Here is a 19,190-nt window from a genome sequence, read left to right as displayed (position 1 = left end):
CCAAATGGATATTTCTAAGCTTCAAAAACATATACAGGCTTACAAAAAATCAGGAAGAATGAGCCTGATCGTTTCGCGGAAGATTCAGCATCGCGAATGATGCGCTTCGTACCTCAGCAGCATCCTATGGTGACTTTAGACAATCCTTAAAAACCCACACATCTAACCCATCAGTAAATACAGCAAAGCCAGATTGGTAAACAGCAACAGCGCTGACAGGCCTTTCCAGAAACCGGTCGGGTTTCGCTGCATGAGCGGCAGCCGCTCTTCCGGCCTCAGGAATTTCGGATTGGGCAGGGACAGGTCGAACAGGAACTCCGACAGGTCGTCATAGCGCAAATGCGGGTTGATGGCCGTGGCTTTTTTCAAGGCGCCGTCTATCCAGGCCGGCACCATGATGTTGTGATAAATGCTGGGCACGTATTTCAGTTTTGCCAAGCTCGATTGATTCGGCCGTTCCGGCATGTCCGGGCCGAAGGGCAGGGCGCCGTTCAGCATTTCATAGGCAATGACGCCCAGCGAGTACAGATCGGATTTGATGCTGCCGCGCTGGCCCAAATGATATTCGGGCGCGGTGTAATTCAAGGTGCCCAGCACCTCGGTATGGTCGATGTGCTCCTGCGGCGTCATTTCCTTGATGCCGGCGATCTTGACGGAGCCGAAGTCGATGATCTTCACGGTGCCGTTTTTAGCGAACATGATATTTTCGGGTTTTAGATCCTGATGCAGCATTTCCATGCGGTGGAAGGCGCGCAGCCCTTTGGCGATTTGCTCCAGGATTTTGCGCGTCTCCTTGATGTCGGCTTTCGGGTTGGCATCCATCCACTGCCTGAGCGTGGGGCCTTCCAGAAATTCGGTGACATAGTAAATGCCGCTTTTTTCGCGGTCGTTGCCGAGGGTTTTCAGGACATTGTCATTATGAATCCGTTTCCCCGCCCATTCTTCGTGCAGAAAATGTTCGATGTAGTGCGTATCGTCGTCATACAGAATGGACGGAGTTTTCAGTACGGCCTGCGTGCCGGTTTTCATGTCGAAAGCCCGGTAAATCTGCGTGCGCTTGCTGGCATGCAGTTCCTCTTCAATCCGGTAGCCGTCCAGCACCATGCCGGGCTTCAGCGGCGGCGGGAAAGGCAGGTTGGTATGGCGGCGCAGGATTTCATCCTCTTTCGCCGGCGGCAGTTCTTCGATCCTGACCAGTTGGCAGGTTAAATTGTCGTCGCTTTTATTGTCGGCTGCCATGCGAACGATTTTTTCAGCCGTCAACGTTAAATCAGTGCTTTCCTGCAAAAGCCTTTTCAGGGCCTTTTCATTGATGAAATCATGCACGCCGTCCGTTGTCATCAGGAACAGGTCGCCTTTTTCCAGCGGCAGCGCCTGGTAATCGGCGTCCAGCCGGGGTTCTATGCCCATTGCCCGGTTCAGGTAGCTCTTTTCCTGGCTGACCCAGACGCGGTGGTCGCGGGTGATCTGTTCGAGATTGCCCTTGCGCAGGCGATAAATTCTGGAATCGCCGATATGAAAAACATGCGCCGTGGTCGATTTGAAGACGCAGATGCTGAGCGTGCTGACCAGGCCCCTGGCGGACGCGTAGCGGGCCTGCCCCTGGCTGTACAGCCAGGAATTGGTCGCGGAGAGGATCTTCTGCCCGGCATGGATCACGGACCAGGAATCAGGCGTGCTGTAATAATCCTCCAGAAAACCGACCACGCAGCAATGGCTGGCCTGCTTGCCGGCATCGCTGCTGCTCATGCCGTCGGCAATGGCAACGGCGATGCCTTTGTAGGTCAGCTGGGGCTCTTCCGGCATCAGCGCGCCGTGGAAGTCTTCATTATCGGCCTTGACGCCCTTGTCGCTGGCATGGCCCAGGCTGATCCGGAGTTTCGCTGATGACATAACCGGCGTCCTGCCTAACTCACTTCAATGATGGCCACGGTGCCGTCTTCCTCAATCTCGACCATATGACCCTGCGGTTCTTCGATGAACTGCACGGCGACCAGGACCAGCAGCGCGCCGCCGGCGATCACCATGAAAAACACGGCGGGCGAGACAAAAGACAGAATGGTCAGGAACAATACGCCGCCGACATTGCCGTAGGCGCCGACCATGCCGGCGATTTGCCCGGTCAGGCGCCGCTTGATCAGCGGCACCATGCCGAACACGGCCCCTTCGCCGGCCTGCACAAAGAAGGAGCAGGTCATGGTCAGAAGCACGGCCACGGTAATGGACCATTCCGACGTGATTTGCGACATCAAAAGGTAGCCCACCGATAAGCCGGAAATAAAAAGCGTTAATGACAGCTTGCGGCCGAACTTGTCGCTGATCCAGCCGCCGCCGGGGCGGGCGACCAGATTCATGAAGGCAAAGCCCGATGCCAGCAGGCCGGCCTGCACGGATGTTACGCCTTGCGATTCATGGAACGTCTCGAAGAAGAACAGGGGCAGCATGGACACGACGGCCAGTTCGGAACCGAAGGTAATCAGATAAGCCAGGTCAAGAATGGCGACCTGTTTGAATTTGTATTTATGAATCTCTTCAATCGGTTGCTGCAGGTGTCCTTCATTGACATGGATGATTTTGTAGACATTGTAGATGAACAGAAGCCAGATGCCGGCATAACAGCCCAGCGCCGCGGGTTGCGACAGCAGGTGCGCGCCGGCCGGCGACAGTTTCCAGGTCAGTAAGGTCAGGGTGGCGTAGAGAGGGATGTTCATGACGATGTAGAAGAACAAATCCCAGATGCTGCTGACTTCCATGGCGCCGGCCTTTTTGGGCTTGAAATAAGTGGAGCCCTTGGGCGTGTCCGAGACCGAGAAAAAATAGACGCCGGCATAAAGCAGCGACGCCAGTCCGGTGCTGGCGATCGCATAGCGCCAGCCATCGGGGCCGCCGTAAAGCAAGGCGAGCGCCGGCAGCGTCATAGCGGCCGCGGCGGAGCCGAAATTGCCCCAGCCGCCGTATATCCCTTCGGCAATGCCGACCTGCCGGGCCGGAAACCACTCGCCGACCATGCGGATGCCGATGACGAAGCCGGCGCCGATAAAGCCCAGCAGGAAGCGCGCCAGCGCCAGTTGTTCAAAGCTGGAGGCAAAGGCGAACAGGAAGCAGGGCGCGCTGCCGACCGCCAGCAGCGCCGAGTAAGTGCGCCGGGGGCCGAACTTGTCGACCAGGATGCCGATGACGATGCGCGCCGGAATAGTCAATGCCACATTCAAAATCAGGATGGTCTTGATATCCGTTTGGCTCATGCGCAGCGATTCGGCAACGGCCAGCATTAACGGCGCGTGGTTAAACCAGACGACAAAGCTGATAAAAAAAGCCAGCCATGACAGGTGCAGGATTTTGATATTGCCCGAGAAAGAAAGCAGATTTAATGTGGGTGAAGACATAATTATTTCCTGTTGAAAATTTTCTCCAGGAAACTGCATGTTGCATGCCAAGAGTGCAAACGGGGGGCGGCTCTGGCGTTAAGCCTGATTGGGGAAATAGCGGCCGGCTCAAAAGCGGCGGGTAAGCACCAAAATCAGGCAGTCTGCCTGATTTTGGTGCGGGCATGGCAGGAAATGTCAGGGTACGCAATGCGTATCCTATGTTGCTCGCTGTTAATTGACTTTGCCGGGCTTCAACGGCTTGGCATCCAGCTCGAAATCCATGCGGATGCGCTGTGCAACGGTTTTGACTTCTTTTTTGTTCTTGAACGGGCCGGCGATAACCTGATAAACGCCGTCTTTCTCCATTTTGCGCGCCGGGATCGGTGGTCCCTGATGCGACAGCATTGCGGCCAGTTGTTGGGCTTCGGTTTCGTTATCGAAAGTGGCCGCTAACAGAGCCCAGTCGCTTTCCTTCAATTCTTCGACAACAGGCTGGCCATAGAGCTGTTCGGGGTGATCCAGTTGCACGGCCGCTGTCGTCAGTTCTGCTATATCAGGGCTGCCGGTCAGTATCGGCGTAGGAATGCCGTCTGCGCGTTCAATGATACGGTCGACTTTTTCCCAATCGATGGATATGTTTTGCTCGGTGCTGATCCGTTTCAACTCGCCGACCAATTTCTTTTTCAGCTTGGGTTTTTGCTTGGCCCATTTTTGCAGCGGTTCATGCGCTTCAAGATAAAGCATGTCCTGATCCCATGCCGTTAGATAAGGCTGATGAACAATCTGTACGGGCATCCCAACTTTGGATTTATTGAACAGAACCTCGATATCCTCGGGATAAAGCTGCACGCAGCCATGACTGATCTGCATGCCGATGCCATAGGGTTTATTGGTGCCGTGGATCAAATAGCCTGGAAAGCCGAGCGGCATGGCGTACTTGCCGAGCGGATTATCGGGGCCGGAGCGCACGACTTTCGGCAGCGTATCGCCTTTTTCGGCATGCTCTCGGTGTATCGACTCAGGTACGGTCCAGGTCGGGTTGGCTCTCTTGGCGACGATTTTGGTTGCACCCATCGGCGTATTCCAGCCCTGACGGCCGATACCGACCGGGTAAGTGAATAAGGTGTTCGGCTGTTTTTGAGGGTAGAAGAACAGCCGCATATTGGCCAGATTCAGCACGATGCCTTTATGGGGGGCTTCGGGCAGAATGAAGCGTAAAGGCAGCAGCGCTTGGCTGCCCGGTTGGGGTATCCAGGGATCAAGCCGGGCGTTGGCTATTGTGATGTCGTTATAACCCAGGCCGTAGTGCCGGGCAATATCGGGCAAGGTATCATTTTCGCGTATATCGACAGTCGCCAGTGAGCCGACTATGTTCTGGCCGTCAGCCAGCTGAAAATTGTGGGATTCAATATTTTCCTGCTTCGGCAATGAGACTGCGGCCGGCGGTGCTTCCGATGGCCCGAAGGACGGCATGATCTGACAGCCGGCCAGAACACTGCTGAGCAATGTGCTGACTATTAAAAGCGAAGGCCGAAAAGCTGTTGATTTTGAATGGGACATGCTGGTTTTTAATTTTTCTTCTAAGGTAAACATCTATGAAATTCATTCAAGTATAGTTGTAAATACCCGAGGCGAGCTGGAAATATCGCACGTAGGCAAATCAGACGATAGCCTAACGCGTCTTAATTAAGAAGAAGTTAAGTTTGAATTAAGAATAGATTAACGTTTACGTAATTCAACAGCCAAGCTTATGAAGGCCGGCAGGAGGGTGGATTTAATCGTAAATAAGGCCGTATGGCAGACTGAGAGGGCAATGAAACGCTGATAGGGATGGTTGTGAGCGCCCCTTTAACAGTATGCTGCTGTTAAAGGGGCGCTCCGGTATGAAGATTAATGCTTTTTGCCACCGCCATGGCTGTGTTGGCCGCCTTTGCTGGCTATTTCGCGTTGTTTTTCTTCATCCATTGAAGCAAAACCGCGGGCTGACTTGCCTTTGCCGCCTTCTTCTTCCTCTTTACCGCCGCGAGCGGCTTTTCCGCCTTTGCGTCCGGCTTCCCGGGCTTCCTCGGAAGTAAACTCGTGGGCGGTGCCTTTTTCATGAGCGGCTTTTCCGCCTTTGCGTCCGGCTTCCCGGGCTTCCTCAGGAGTAAACTCGTGGGCCGTGCCTCGCTCATGAGCGACCTGGCCGCCTTTGCGTCCGGCCTCTCTTGCTTCTTCCGGCGTAAACTCATGGGCGGTGCCTTTTTCATGAGCGGCATGTCCGCCTTTGCTGGCTATTTCACGTTGCTTTTCTTGATCCATTGAAGCAAACCCGCGGGATGATTTGCCTTGGCCAGAACCAGTACTACCTCTTTGTTGAGTCATGATCGTGTCTCCTCAAACATAAGATTTAAATTAATGGTTAGCTCCTCATGGGATAAAACCAAACACCATCTTCTTTTTTATATATAAAAAAGAATGATTAAAATATACCAACGACATAGTGAAGTTCTGTGCGTTAGCGTACATTCGAGGTCTGCAATGATTAGGCAGAATAAAAGGCGACAGGTTTCGTCAAGCAAGCGATATCGCGCCGTATAAAAAAAAATTACTATGCAGAAGAGGGAATAACATGTCTGACAGCATTCAATTACAAATTCATCACGTCAGCATTATCGTGTCCGACACATCGAAAGCGCTGGCGTTCTACAGCGGTATACTGGGCCTGAAGACCTGCGAGCGCCCCAACCTGCCGTTCCCAGGCGCCTGGTTGCAGCTCGGCGAGCATCAGATCCATCTACTCGAAGTACCTAACCCCGACCGGAATGAAAATCGCCCTGAACATGGCGGACTAGATCGCCATACGGCTCTACTGGTCAATGATCTGGACGCCGTTCAGCAGCAACTGGAACAGCAGGATATTTTCTACACATTAAGTAAATCGGGACGCAGGGCCTTGTTCTGCCGCGATCCTGACGGCAATGCCGTGGAATTGATTCAGGACCTGAGCGTCATCAATTGAAAACAAGACGTTTGTCGCGCCGTAGAATGGGCAGCGCGTAACCTTCCCGGAGCCGTAATAATCCGGTAAATTTCGAAAGGTATGCTGCAGAGCCAGTACTTTCCGCAGCTTCCTATTATCTTCTAAAGTTGCATAACCGCTAATGCATACGAGAGGAATCCCATGAACCGGCTAAATCAGTTAATCTCGGCGCTTGCCGATCGGCCTTTTGATCATATACAGGCCTTAAAAGGCAGCTATGATTTTCCCGGCTTCAATTTCAGGGTGATCAGGGTTCAACACAGTGCCGGCGCCCATCCCGCCTCAATCGCCTCGGTCACCGTATCCTGGCAGGATAGCGTCATTCCAGAAGTTTTTTTACAGGCCGAGGCCGGCAGGCTAGCCGTCGCAGATTTTCTGATTCGCCGCTTTCGACAGGGAATCGATATGTTTGCGCTGCAAAATCGCGGCAAGGAAGGCAGCGGTTCATTCGATACCATCGAGTTAAGCCAGAAAATGCTGGAAAGGGACAGCGTTTTAATCGATCAAGCCGCCATTGAATTACGCTTTATGATCAGTTGGCCCGCCAAGGGGCGGGGGGGTGGTGTTTTTGATGCCGAACAGGCGCGGATCATGATAAATCAGGAACTGCCCGCCATCATCGATGCCACGTTTTTTTATGAGCGCTATGACGGGCAAACCAAAGCGCAACTGGAACAGTTTGTCGATGTGCTGACAATGCGTACAGAAATCAGCCGATTTATGGACGAACATCGGCTGATCGCTTTTATCGCCGACGGCGCCCGGCTGCCGCGCAACAGCGGCATCGACGACAGGCCGGCCGAGAGCGAGGCTGTTATCGCCTTTCAATCGCCCGATTCCCTGCAGGTCAAAATCCCGCTATCGGATGGTCGCTGCCTGACCGGCATGGGTATCCGAGAGGGCATCACCTGCATTACCGGCGGCGGCTATCATGGCAAATCAACCCTGATGCAGGCGATTCTGGCCGGCGTCTATGCGCATGTGCCGGGCGATGGCCGCGAATTTGTCGTGACGCGTGAGGACGCTTTCTTTATCCGGGCCGAGGAAGGGCGCAGCATCAGGGACGTGGACATCAGCCCTTTTATAGGCGACTTGCCGAACGGCCTGAATACTGATCATTTTTCCTCGGGCAACGCCAGCGGCAGCACGTCGCAGGCGGCTGCCATTGTCGAGGCTGTCGAAAGCGGGTCGAAATTGCTGTTGTTCGATGAAGATACCTGCGCGACCAACTTTCTGGTGCGCGACGCCTTGATCAGACAGGTGCTGGATGCTTCGCTGGAACCGATCAGGCCGCTTTATTCCACGATACGCCCGCTTTGGAACGAACGGCGCGTGTCGATGATTTTCGTGGCAGGCGGACTGGGCTGTTTTCTACAGAAAGCCGATACCTGCCTGCTTATGGCCCATTACCATTGCCAGGACATCACTGCCAGCGTGCGCAGCAGGCTGGGTGAAATCGCCAATGAAGATGAAACGATTAAAGACTTCTCATCAGCACGCCGGCTGGCCGCCGATAATTTTGATCCGGCGTATGAAAATAAACGCCTGAAAAAAACCATCGCCAAACGCATCAAGCCGTTGCGCAGTGCACTGAGACAATTGGAGTACGGCATGGACCTGATCAATCTGGAGGCCGTCGTGCAGATCGCTGAAGCGCCGCAGGTGTTGGCTCTGGGCTATTGCCTGCTGGCGCTGCGCAATAAAATCAATCAGTCGGCCGATGAGCCCGAAACCATCCGGTTCTGGATAGACCGGCTTTACAGCGACATCACCGAACAGGGTTTACAAGTGCTGGCGCCCGATTACCCTGGCACGCTTTCCATGCCGCGCAAATACGAGCTGGCTGCCGCCGTCAACCGGATCAGGTCGTTGCGAATTGCTCAGTCCTGATGGCGGCATGTGAAGTTGAACAGGCATATATCGAGCCAGTTTTACTGGGCCTCTCGCTGTCAGTACACGCCAAGTATTGGCGGCACCCGGCTGGAGAATATTGCTAATAAGACGAAGGGAATGTTAGTCTTGCCGGAATTGATTTACCTGAACGGTCAACACGATGAATATACGCGCGCCGATCTTGCGAAGCCAGCATTCAACATTGTCTTTAAATTGATGAGCCCGATTATCGGCATACTGTTGGCCGCCGGAGCCAGTCGGCGCTTCGGCGCCGACAAACTGACCCATATTTTGCCCGACGGCGACCAGATTGCAGTGCGTGCCTGCCGCAATTTACTGGCCGGCACGGATGGCGTGCTGGCGGTGGTTCGTCCCGGCAGCGAGGCACTGGCTGCCCGGTTGCAGACCGAAGGGGCCGAAGTTCGAATCTGCGCCGATGCTGGGCAAGGCATGGGCGCGAGCCTTGCCTTCGGGATTCACGCCCGGCCTGAAGCCGCCGGCTGGCTGGTCGCTTTGGCCGACATGCCCTGGATAATGCCTGCGACCATTCGTAGGGTAGCGGATGAGCTTCGTTTGGGTGCACTTATCGCCGCGCCATGCTGGCAAGGCCAGCGTGGACATCCTGTCGGCTTTTCGCACGTTTTAGGTCCGGATCTGACTGCGCTGAGCGGCGATGCCGGCGCGAAATCGGTGATTCAGGCCCATCTTGAGCAGCTTCGCCTTGTCGATTGCGATGATCCCGGTGTGCTTCGGGACATTGACAAACCGCAAGATTTGGAAATACTGACAAAAATTTAAAAAACCATCGTGACTCGGGACATTCTCAATCTCCAGCTGGAACTGCGCGAAGCGCGTCATCCCTACGTCCTGGCGACGGTGGTCGAAATACTGGGTTCGTCCTCGGCCAAGCCTGCTGCCAAGGCGCTGATCGACCTTTCGGGCAAGATTGTTGCCGGTTGGGTCGGCGGTGGCTGTGCGCAGGCCATGGTGTCCAGGACGGCGCTTGAGTGTCTTGATACAGGAGAGCCCTGCGTGATCGAAATCGACCTGAACGATGAAGTTTTCGGTGCGGGAATGCCTTGCGGCGGCAGCATGCGGGTATACGTCGAACCGGTATTGCCCAAGCCGCTACTCTGGCTGATGGGGCATGGGCGCATTGTGGAAAGCCTCTGCGAATTCGCTCACCGGGTAGGATTTGAAGTGGTTGTCAATGATCCGCAGGCCACCGAGGACCGCTTTCCCACCGCTTTCCGCGTGATCAGCGACGACAGCCGATACCAGCAATTGCAGCCGCAAACGGGCGATTTTGTGGTTATCGCCACTCATCATAAGGGCGACTATGAATCGCTGAGCCGCGCTCTGCAATCCGAAGCCCTGTATATCGCGCTGGTCTCCAGTCGCAAGCGGGCGAAACTGGTGCTGGAGCGACTGCGGCAGGAAGGTTTTCCCGAAACCAGCCTTGCCAGAGTGCGAGCGCCTGCCGGTCTGGATTTGGGGGCGAGATTGCCGGAGGAGATTGCCTTGTCCATCGTCAGCGAAATGGTACGGGTGAGGCGGAGAGGAAACGGCGAACCATTGAGCAAAATTTTGCCGGCAACGGACTAAAGGAAACGGATACCGCTCTGCCGAAATCGGCGTACGACTTTTACGGTCTGGAAATGCCCATGTAGAATTCTGGCTAATACGCCACGGATATTTATGCGGGCGCCTTGTATCTTTAACGACTTGAGGAGAAATGCCTTATGATCACGCTCGATATCAACGGCAAGCCCCATCAGATTGATTTGCCCGAGGATACCCCCCTTCTTTGGGCCCTGCGCGACTATCTAGGCCTGACCGGAACCAAGTACGGCTGCGGCATGGCGTTATGCGGCGCCTGCACGGTGCACCTCGATGGAAAGCCGGTGCGCGCCTGCGTAACGCCTGTCGCGGCCGCCACAGGCAAAAAAGTTGTCACCATCGAAGCGATCGATCAGGATGCGACGGGGAAGAAAATCCAGGAAGCCTGGTTAACGCTGGGCGTACCGCAATGCGGTTATTGCCAGCCTGGCCAGATCATGGCGGCCACCGCTCTGCTCAAGCAAAAACCCAAACCTACCGATGCCGATATCGATGCCGCCATGAGCGGCAATCTCTGCCGTTGCGGCACTTACACGCGCATACGCGCCGCCATCAAGCAAGCTGCCGAAACAATGGAGGCTAAGCCATGAAAACCCCACTGGATGGCTCCGAATTGAACATCGACCGGCTGGATAGCGATGACCTGCATATCGTCAATATCAGCCGGCGCGCGTTTCTCAAGGATTTGGCACTGACCGGATTCGTACTGGCCGCCGGGTTTCCTTCGCTGATAGAGGCGGAGGAAACCGCTCCTCATACAGACGAGGCGAAGTATGGCGCCGACGCCATGCCGCACGGCTGGGTGGACAATCCCCTGGTGTTCGTCGCGATAGCGGATGACGGCACAGTCACCATCGTTTGCCACCGTTCGGAAATGGGGCAAGGCATACGCACCAGCCTGCCCATGGTCGTGGCCGACGAACTCGAAGCCGACTGGAACCGTGTACGCATCGAACAGGCGCCCGGCGACGAGAAACGCTACGGCAATCAGGATACCGACGGCTCCCGCAGCATGCGCCATTTCTTCCTGCCCATGCGCCGGGTCGGCGCGGCGGCCCGCGCCATGCTTGAAGCGGCGGCGGCCGCACAATGGCAAGTGCCTATCCAGGAGGTTCGTGCCGAACAGCATCAGGTCCGCCATGCTGCGACCGGCAGAACACTCGGCTACGGTCAACTGGCCCAGGCTGCAGCAAAACTGCCGGTCCCTTCCCGCGAAAGCCTGCGCTTAAAAAAACCGGCGGAGTTCCGTTACATCAGCAAGGGCCAGGTCGGGCTCTACGACGGACAGGATATGGTCAAAGGCAGAGGCGTGTACGGTATCGATGTTCGACTCAAGGACATGCTGTATGCCGTGGTGGCACGGCCTCCCGCGTTTGGCGGCAAAGTCCTGCATTATGACGCCAAAGACGCCCTGAAGGTGCCGGGCGTAGTACGCGTGCTCGAACTCAAAGGCAGTCCTCCGCCTGCCGAATATAACCCGCTCGGCGGCATTGCCGTGATCGCCCGCAATACCTGGGCGGCAATCCAGGGGCGCAAGGCGCTCAAGATTGAATGGGACAAAGGGCCTAACGGCAGCTATGACTCGGCAGCTTACAAGGCTAAGCTCGAGGCCGCCGCGCGCAAACCGAGCAAGGTGATGCGCAACGACGGCAATTTCAATGCCGCGATGGAAGGCGCAGCCAGGCAAATTGAAGCCGAGTATTATATTCCGCATCTTGCCCAGGCGCCGATGGAACCGCCGGCGGCGACCGCCCGCATCGTCGACGGCCAGTGCGAAATCTGGACCTGCACGCAGGCGCCGCAAGTGGCCCGCGACCGTGTGGCCAAATGGCTCAAGCTGCCGGCAGATAAAGTCACGGTACACGTCACCTTGCTGGGCGGCGGATTCGGACGCAAATCCAAACCCGACTATGTCATTGAAGCGGCGCTCCTGTCGCAGGCCATGAACGGCCAGCCTGTCAAACTGACCTGGACGCGCGAGGATGATCTGCATCATGCCTACTTCCACACCGTTTCACTCGAGCGGCTGGAGGCGGGGCTGGATGACCAGGGCAAGCCCGTGGCCTGGCTGCACAGAACGGTCGCTCCTTCGATTTCCTCTATTTTTGCCCACGGCAGCAAGCACGAGATGACGGCTGAACTTGGCATGGGCGTCATCAATGTGCCTTTTGCAATACCCAATGTGCGGATCGAAAACCCGGAGGCCGAGGCGCATACACGTATCGGCTGGTTCCGGTCGGTGTCCAATATCCCTCATGCTTTCGCTGTCCAGTCTTTCGTTGCCGAACTGGCTGCGGCGACAGAACGCGATCCCAAGGATTTTCTGCTGGACCTGATCGGGCCGCCGCGCCGCATCGATCCGCGTACGCTTGAAGATACCTGGAATCATGGCGAATCACCCCAATTGTATCCGGTAGACACCGGGCGACTGCGCCGCGTGACCGAAACCGTTGCGCGTGAGGCCGGCTGGGGACGCTCGCTGCCTCGGGGGCGGGGACTGGGCATCGCGGCCCATTACAGTTTCGTCACTTACGTCGCGGCCGTGGTGGAGGTGGCTGTCGGCGAAGACGGCAGACTGAGCATACCCAGAATCGATGTGGCGGTGGATTGCGGTCCTCAGGTCAATCCGGAAAGAATCCGTTCGCAGATCGAGGGCGCCTGCATCATGGGCGTCAGCCTGGCCACTCTGGGTGAAATCAGCTTCAAGGATGGCGCCGTGATGCAGGATAACTTCGATACGTATCAGCTCACCCGGATGGATGACGCGCCTCGGGAAATTCGGGTCCACATGCTGCCGGCAACTGACTTCGACACGCCGCTGGGCGGCGTGGGCGAACCGGGCGTACCGCCTATTGCGCCGGCATTGTGCAACGCGATTTTTGCCGCCACTGGCCAGCGCATCCGGCAACTGCCAATCGGGGATCAACTGCTTAAAGACTGAGCAGGGATGGGCAGGAAATACTTCCTCAAGCAGGCGGAGGATTTTCCGGTGCAGGTGCGGATTGATTCGAGCAGTACGAATGAATTCGCCCCTGCAATTTTCTGATTTATTCCTTGCTCACTGCTACTTCGCGTTGAGCAGCAAATTTGCCATCCTTCTGCCGCGGCGGCTCTACTGCACCGTTAACTGCAGGCAAAACGGGCATGCCTCGCCCTTAATACACTGAGTCAGCATCATGGCCAACCAGACAGTAAAACCATGTTTAAAAGCAGGAAATTCTGTTTGAGCTGAGGTACAATTTGCTCGGGCAAGCTCTTGCTCAAACTATGCAGTATTTGCCCGTATATGAGATCTCCTGTCTAGTATGGAATTAGAGTAATGATGGACTAGTAGGGAATAACAATAACTTATGGAAGAATAATAATGACAAAGCTTGAATCAACAGTAACAACCATCCCTTTGCGCAGCACAACGGAATGCTCTTGCTTATCATCCGGATGGGTTTCCAGCGGTCGTGCCATGCTGGCACTGCCAGCCTTATAATTTATCGGCGGATTCGCATCTCCAATTTCTAATAGTATCCGGAGACTTAAACAATGAAATTTTTTATTCGACACTGGATATTGTTTGGCGTGTCAACGACATGCTTGCTGAGCGCCGCCATCTCACAGGCTGATCCCAAATATACTACGGTGTTCTCAGAACCGGTGGAATATTGCTTCGAGCAAACATCCCTGCGAGGCGGACTCGACAGAGCCATCCTGGAACACCATTTGATCGTACCTCCAGAAGACCATTTCAAACTAGGGGAGGTGTTTGTCGGTTTTCGCCGCAAAAGCGAGCCTGACAAGTTATGGCTATATGGTATTTTTGGGAATTGGATCGATTCCAACGATACTCAGTACATATACTCCAGGTCCGTTTATTCTATGCGAAAGCTGGAACCAGTGATAGATGTGTCAATTTTCCTGGACCCTACCGATGTTACCGAGTTCGTAGGAGATGGAGAGATATGGGTAGGTTATGGCTTGAGAAAAGACGAGTCAGCAACGGAAGAAGATTCGTTTCAGGATATGATGGACAATCAGCGCTATTATCGGCTCTGGCAAATAGGCGGTTCTATTGAGAAGAATTCAACTGTCTGCCTGACCGCCATACAAATGGAGGAAGATACAGGCACTGGAAATACTGGACACGGGACCGTCCCGATAACATCCCAATGACAGTCCTGTAAAAACAGTGAGTCAGGCATGTTGCAGCCATAAAGACCGGCCTTTGTGAGCATTATCGCTGCGGGCGCTACGGCTCGAATCGTCATGACGGGCTGTATTTCCATCATCGTTTGTGCCCGAATTTATTGGCGGACTCGTATCCCCAATTTTTAAAATTATCTGGAGATTTAAAAATGAAACTTTCTATCCGGCACTGGATGTTGTCCGGCATATCTGCGGCTTGTCTGCTGAATGCCGCCCTATCACAGGCTGAGACAGTCAATACCACGGTATTCTCGGAGCCTGGGCAATTTTGCTTTGGACAAACAAGACTGCGAGGCGTACCCGATAAAACCATTCTGGATCACTATTTGATCATACCGAAGGAAGACCACTTTAAAATCGGGGATGTGTTCATCGGCTTTCGCCGCAAAAGCGAGCCTGATGCATTATGGTTGACCGACGGCTCTGAATGGCGTGCTTATGACGATAACGAGCATCCCTATATGGCTTATAAAAGGCCAGCAAAACTGGAGCCGGTGATAAAGGCGAAAATTTTCATGCAACAGATGGATGTGGCCGAGTTTGAAGGAGATGGTGAGATATGGGTAGGTTATGGTTTGAGAAAGGATGAATCAGCAACGGAAGAGGATTCGTTTCAGGATATGATGGACAACCGGCGTTATTACCGGCTTTGGCAAATAGGCATCGGTTACGAGGAGAAGTTTTCAATTATCTGTTTGACCGCCACAAAGATGACGGAGCGTAAAGTAACGGCTCAGTGAACACAGCAGGTTGGGGGGACGCCATCTCTACGTCACGCCCTCGGTAAAAGCAGCTAATCGGCCGGATGGCTGAGCGGAGCCGGATTGAGGATTATGTGGTCGGGAAATCGGACTGGATTATCCGAGCCGGCACCGCAAGGCATATCCCTTCGGGTAGTAGAAAAGCAATATTGTTTCTCTTGGCCTGTTATTAACGCTCAATTAGGTGTTTAAGAACAACGGGAAATTTCATTTAAGTTGCGGTACAATCTGCTTTGGGTAAACTCTTACTCTGCCCTTATAGGAGCAAGCCTGTTCTGTATGAGGTATTTGGGTTAGCCCGCTACAATAGTGATAATTTAGCGATAGCCAAAAAAGTGCCTTGTATTTGTGTTGCTTGATATGTCCGGGGGCGTCAAAAGCAGCGGTAAAAGAACTCTTTAAATTTCCCATACCATTGACGAATGAAGCTTGGGCGATTTACATTATAAATGTTGTGGGAATGGCTGATGAAAAGAGCTTGGCTACTGAGCCTGGGGAAAGGTTCAGCGCGCTTAACTTTGCAGGGGCATAACGCGGATTTATAAAAACCCGAAGCTCAATTGATTTTCCGCCATCGTGACGTGAAAAGTCTCAGAACTATGTGACGATTGCGGGATTTCCTGGCGATGCTGAATAGACAACTGCCGATCACGAAGAAGTCTAATTCAGGAAGGCCATACAATACAAAAATAAAAAACAAAAATTAAAGACAAAATTATATAAAAAGGGACGCAGTGAAAAATATAGGCATTTTAGCCATGCGGGGAAGTATTGTCTGCGCAATGCAGCTCACCATTTCCTCCAACGCCATGGCACAAGGAGAGCAAATTCCAGGCTCCATTCAACCCGGCCAGATCGAGAAACAACTCAAGGTAGCGCCTATTCCAAAGGCCGAGCCGCCTGCCATACAGATTATCCCGGAGCAACCGATTCCAGCACCGGAAGAAGGCGCAGTTTCTTTTGAGCTTAAGGAAATTGTTTTTTCAGGCGCCACGGTCTATCCCGAAGCCGACTTGAGAGCGTTCTTTGCGGATCTGGTGGGCAAAACGGTGACGCTCAAGCAGCTACGAGCCGCTGCCAACAACGCCGCCACTCAATATCGGAATGACGGCTATGTGCTGGCCCAGGTGCTCATTCCCAAGCAAACACTGAAAGACGGACTGGTGCGCCTGGATGTCGTTGAGGGCAGTATCGGTGAAGTCAGGTTCCAGGGAGATACCTCTGACGATAGAATTGGATTGCTTCAGGATTATGTCGAGAAAATCCGTGCAACAAAGCCGGTCAGGATTGATGTGCTTGAACGCTATCTTCTGCTGATTAACGATCTTCCCGGCATTACCGCGCATGGTTCGCTCTCGCCTTCGGCCCAGCAGCCCGGGGCGGCCGACCTGGTGATCGAAATCGCCCAGCAAAACTTCGGCGGTTCAGTCGGCTTCAACAACCGACTGACCGAACTGTTGGGCACCTATCGGGGCGAGGTGTACGGCGAGGCAAACAATATCTTAGGTCTACAGGAAAAATCCTACGCACGGGTCTTGCAATCGTTCGAAGACAAAATGACCGTGCTGTCGGTAGGTGAAGATTTGCCGTTGTCCAGTGAAGGAACCCGGCTGTCTCTGATGTTCAACGAGGTCTGGTCTAACTCCTCCCTGTTCGATATCTCTAATGATTTAAAATCAAATCTGGTTTCCTTCAACCTGGGAGTATCGCATCCGCTGATCCGGAGCCGTAACACGAACTTGAGCGTACGCGGTACTTACTCGATGGTCGATTCACGCTCAAAGAGCGACTTCTTCAACGAAACCATCACCAGTGATCGTATCCGCTCCTTCCGGGTGGGCTTAACCTATGACCTGGCCGACAGCTGGCGCGGTATCAACATAGCTGATCTGGAACTGAGCCAGGGCATCGACGCGCTCGGCGCACGCAATCCTTCCGACGCGTCCCGGGAAGCCGGCACATCGCAGCTTTCAGCGGCACAAGGGCAGGTGGACTACACCAAAACCAACCTTTATCTGGCCCGCCTTCAAGCCCTGGCGCCCAACTGGTCTTTTCTGGCTGCGTTTCAGGGTCAATATACGGAAGATGTTCTGCTGGCGCCTGAGCAGTTTTCGCTGGGCGGCGAGCAGTTTCTCCGTGCCTATGACCCATCGGAGTTCATCGGCGACAAAGGCTTTGCGACCAAGGCGGAACTGCGTTACACCTTCAATCCCTTCGACGCAGCCAGCGCAACCCTCTATGGCTTCTTCGACTACGGCGAAGTCCATTACAACTACGACAGGCCTGGCGTTTCCGTCGAAGCGGCCGGTGTCGGCATGAGGCTGTCGGTGACCCGTTATTTCTCCGGTTATATCGAAGGGGCCAAGCCCATGCATCCCGATCAATCGACTGAGCAGAACAAAGACATGCGCTTGTTCGGCGGCTTTAAATTGACCTTTTGAAACACCAGGATACCAGAACAGCAGGAGCAACTACGATGAAGACCGCAACCGACCAATCACCGAACAATAACAATCTGAAAACACTGCCTGCCGTGATCAAAAGGCTGCTGATGGCCGAGGCTGTCGGGGCGATTGCCTTGGGCTGTGCGCCGATGGCGCATGCCAACCCGACCGGCGGCGAAGTGGCCGCGGGCGCTGCCGAGATCGTTCAGCAGGGCGCCCGGATGGACATCAATCAGGCCAGCCAGAGAGCCGTCATCAATTGGCAAGCTTTCAGCATCGATAACGGGGAACACGTCAATTTCAACCAGCCCGGCCGCGACTCCGCGACACTGAACCGCGTGGCGGGCAACGATCCTTCGGCGATTTTAGGGCGGCTGACCGCCAACGGTAGCGTCTATCTTGTCAATCGGAACGGCATCATGGTCGGCAAGGATGCCGAGATCGATGTCGGTTCGCTGACTGCCACCACGGCGAACATCAGCAATAAGGATTTCATGGAAGGCCGCATGAACTTTGCTGAACCCGGCAATCCGGATGCCCGCATAATCAATCACGGCAACATCACCGTGCAACAAGGCGGTCTGGTTGCTTTGGTGGCGCCTGGCGTGGAAAACCACGGCACGATCAACGCCCGGCTCGGCAAGATCGCCCTGGCCAGCGGCGACGCTTTTACCCTGGACCTGTACGGCGACCAGCTCATCAACCTTACCGTCACCAAGGAACAACTGGCGCAAATCTCAAGCGCCGATGGCAAACCCTTGTCGCACTATGTCAGCAATACGGGCGAGATCATCGCCGACGGCGGCATGGTGACGATCATGGCCGGCACCGGCAAAGCCATTGTCGACAGCCTGATCAACCTGAAAGGCCATGTGCAGGCGCAGACCGTTGAAAACCGTAACGGTGTCATCACCCTGCTCGGCGATGAAAACACTCAAGTCGAAGTAGCCGGAACGCTGGATGCCTCCGGGCAGACAGCCCAGGCCCGAGGCGGCCGCGTGGAAGTGCGCGGCGGCGAGGTGCAGCTGGCCGAAGGCAGCCGCATTGATGTGTCCGGCAACGGGCAGGGCGGTACGGCTCTGGTCGGGGGCGATTTTCAGGGTTCGGGCGAAGGCATCAGAGCCAGGACGACGACAGTCGAACGCAATGCCGCGATCAATGCCGACAGCCATAGTGCAGGGGATGGCGGCAAGGTCATCGTCTGGGCGGACGATCACACGCACTTTGACGGCGCCATCAGTGCCCGCGGTGGGCAAAGTTCGGGCAATGGCGGTCTGGTGGAAGTCTCCGGCAAACACACCCTGCATTACGACGGCGATGTCGATGCCAGCGCTAAAAACGGCAAGGCAGGCGAGCTCTTGCTCGATCCGGGCAATTTAATCGTTAAGACGATGACTGTCGAAGAGAATAAAACGGCAGCCAAACCCGATGCTAACGGTTCTGTAACAGCCACCTCAACGGATGCGGCGGTCAACGTACAGAAAGTCAATGCTTTGCTCCAGGGCGGCACCAGCGTATCCCTGAAAGCCGACAACGACCTGACGGTCGCGGCAAAAATCGACGGCCGCCAGGCCATCGATGGTAAAACCGGCGCCTCGATCTCACTTGCCGCCGGACATGACGTAAATATAAACGATCATATTTTCACCAATAACGGCGACATCTTAATCAAGGCCAGTACCGGCGATATCACCATGGCGGGCGGCACCATTCTGTCGGCCGGCAACCGCGCTATTACGCTGACCGCCGGCAGCGATGTGGATCTGCAGCATCTCGTGACCACGGGCAAGATCGCTGTGACCTCGGGCGCCAATGCAACATTCAAGCAGGCTTTGACAGGCCTGAACAATCAGGGTATCGGTGAGTTTACCGTCGATGCCGGCGG

The 19,190-nt window shown here is 54.8% G+C and carries 14 protein-coding genes; 10 read left to right on the top strand and 4 right to left on the bottom strand.

Features of this window, described 5'->3' with window-relative positions:
- Positions 1-162: 162 nt before the first annotated feature.
- From IT781_RS16385 to IT781_RS16370, 4 genes are all read right to left on the bottom strand, one after another.
- Entirely contained in the window at positions 163-1,893 is a 1,731-nt protein-coding gene (locus tag IT781_RS16385) for a bifunctional protein-serine/threonine kinase/phosphatase (protein WP_194971255.1), read from the bottom strand.
- Between the two features lie 14 nt (positions 1,894-1,907).
- Positions 1,908-3,386: a NarK family nitrate/nitrite MFS transporter gene (locus tag IT781_RS16380; RefSeq protein ID WP_194971254.1), complete on the bottom strand. Its 1,479-nt coding sequence runs from the start codon at positions 3,384-3,386 to the stop codon at positions 1,908-1,910.
- A gap of 213 nt (positions 3,387-3,599) precedes the next feature.
- The gene (locus IT781_RS16375; protein WP_228779218.1) at positions 3,600-4,961 is read right to left on the bottom strand and encodes a L,D-transpeptidase family protein; all 1,362 of its coding nucleotides are present in this window, start codon (positions 4,959-4,961) and stop codon (positions 3,600-3,602) included.
- Between the two features lie 297 nt (positions 4,962-5,258).
- Positions 5,259-5,732, bottom strand: coding sequence for a KGG domain-containing protein (locus IT781_RS16370; RefSeq protein WP_194971253.1), 474 nt, complete (start codon positions 5,730-5,732; stop codon positions 5,259-5,261).
- Between the two features lie 247 nt (positions 5,733-5,979).
- Here IT781_RS16370 and IT781_RS16365 point away from each other — a divergent pair, with 247 nt between their 5' ends.
- From IT781_RS16365 to IT781_RS16320, 10 genes are all read left to right on the top strand, one after another.
- The gene (locus IT781_RS16365; RefSeq protein ID WP_194971252.1) at positions 5,980-6,369 is read left to right on the top strand and encodes a VOC family protein; all 390 of its coding nucleotides are present in this window, start codon (positions 5,980-5,982) and stop codon (positions 6,367-6,369) included.
- A gap of 162 nt (positions 6,370-6,531) precedes the next feature.
- A complete protein-coding gene (locus IT781_RS16360; protein ID WP_194971251.1) occupies positions 6,532-8,280 on the top strand; it encodes an ABC-ATPase domain-containing protein in 1,749 nt (582 codons plus the stop codon).
- Positions 8,281-8,400: 120 nt separating this feature from the next.
- On the top strand, positions 8,401-9,081 hold the full coding sequence (locus tag IT781_RS16355) for an NTP transferase domain-containing protein (RefSeq protein ID WP_228779217.1): 681 nt from the start codon (positions 8,401-8,403) through the stop codon (positions 9,079-9,081).
- Positions 9,082-9,090: 9 nt separating this feature from the next.
- Positions 9,091-9,888: an XdhC family protein gene (locus tag IT781_RS16350; protein WP_194971250.1), complete on the top strand. Its 798-nt coding sequence runs from the start codon at positions 9,091-9,093 to the stop codon at positions 9,886-9,888.
- Between the two features lie 137 nt (positions 9,889-10,025).
- A complete protein-coding gene (locus tag IT781_RS16345; RefSeq protein WP_194971249.1) occupies positions 10,026-10,493 on the top strand; it encodes a (2Fe-2S)-binding protein in 468 nt (155 codons plus the stop codon).
- Positions 10,490-12,844 carry a xanthine dehydrogenase family protein molybdopterin-binding subunit gene (locus IT781_RS16340; RefSeq protein ID WP_194971248.1) on the top strand — a complete coding sequence of 785 codons (2,355 nt, stop codon included), beginning with the start codon at positions 10,490-10,492 and terminating at the stop codon, positions 12,842-12,844. The genes IT781_RS16345 and IT781_RS16340 overlap by 4 nt, the downstream gene beginning before the upstream one ends.
- Positions 12,845-13,440: 596 nt before the next feature.
- The gene (locus tag IT781_RS16335) at positions 13,441-14,067 is read left to right on the top strand and encodes a hypothetical protein (RefSeq protein ID WP_194971247.1); all 627 of its coding nucleotides are present in this window, start codon (positions 13,441-13,443) and stop codon (positions 14,065-14,067) included.
- Between the two features lie 182 nt (positions 14,068-14,249).
- Entirely contained in the window at positions 14,250-14,840 is a 591-nt protein-coding gene (locus IT781_RS16330) for a hypothetical protein (protein WP_194971246.1), read from the top strand.
- Between the two features lie 779 nt (positions 14,841-15,619).
- Entirely contained in the window at positions 15,620-17,302 is a 1,683-nt protein-coding gene (locus IT781_RS16325; protein ID WP_194971245.1) for a ShlB/FhaC/HecB family hemolysin secretion/activation protein, read from the top strand.
- 35 nt (positions 17,303-17,337) lie between these two features.
- Positions 17,338-19,190, top strand: a 1,853-nt coding sequence (locus IT781_RS16320) for a filamentous hemagglutinin N-terminal domain-containing protein (RefSeq protein ID WP_194971244.1), incomplete at its 3' end; no start/stop codon positions are given.

It is taken from the genome of Methylobacter sp. BlB1 (assembly GCF_015476545.1).
GTDB lineage: Bacteria > Pseudomonadota > Gammaproteobacteria > Methylococcales > Methylomonadaceae > Methylobacter.
This window is presented reverse-complemented; position numbering and strand designations above follow the sequence as displayed.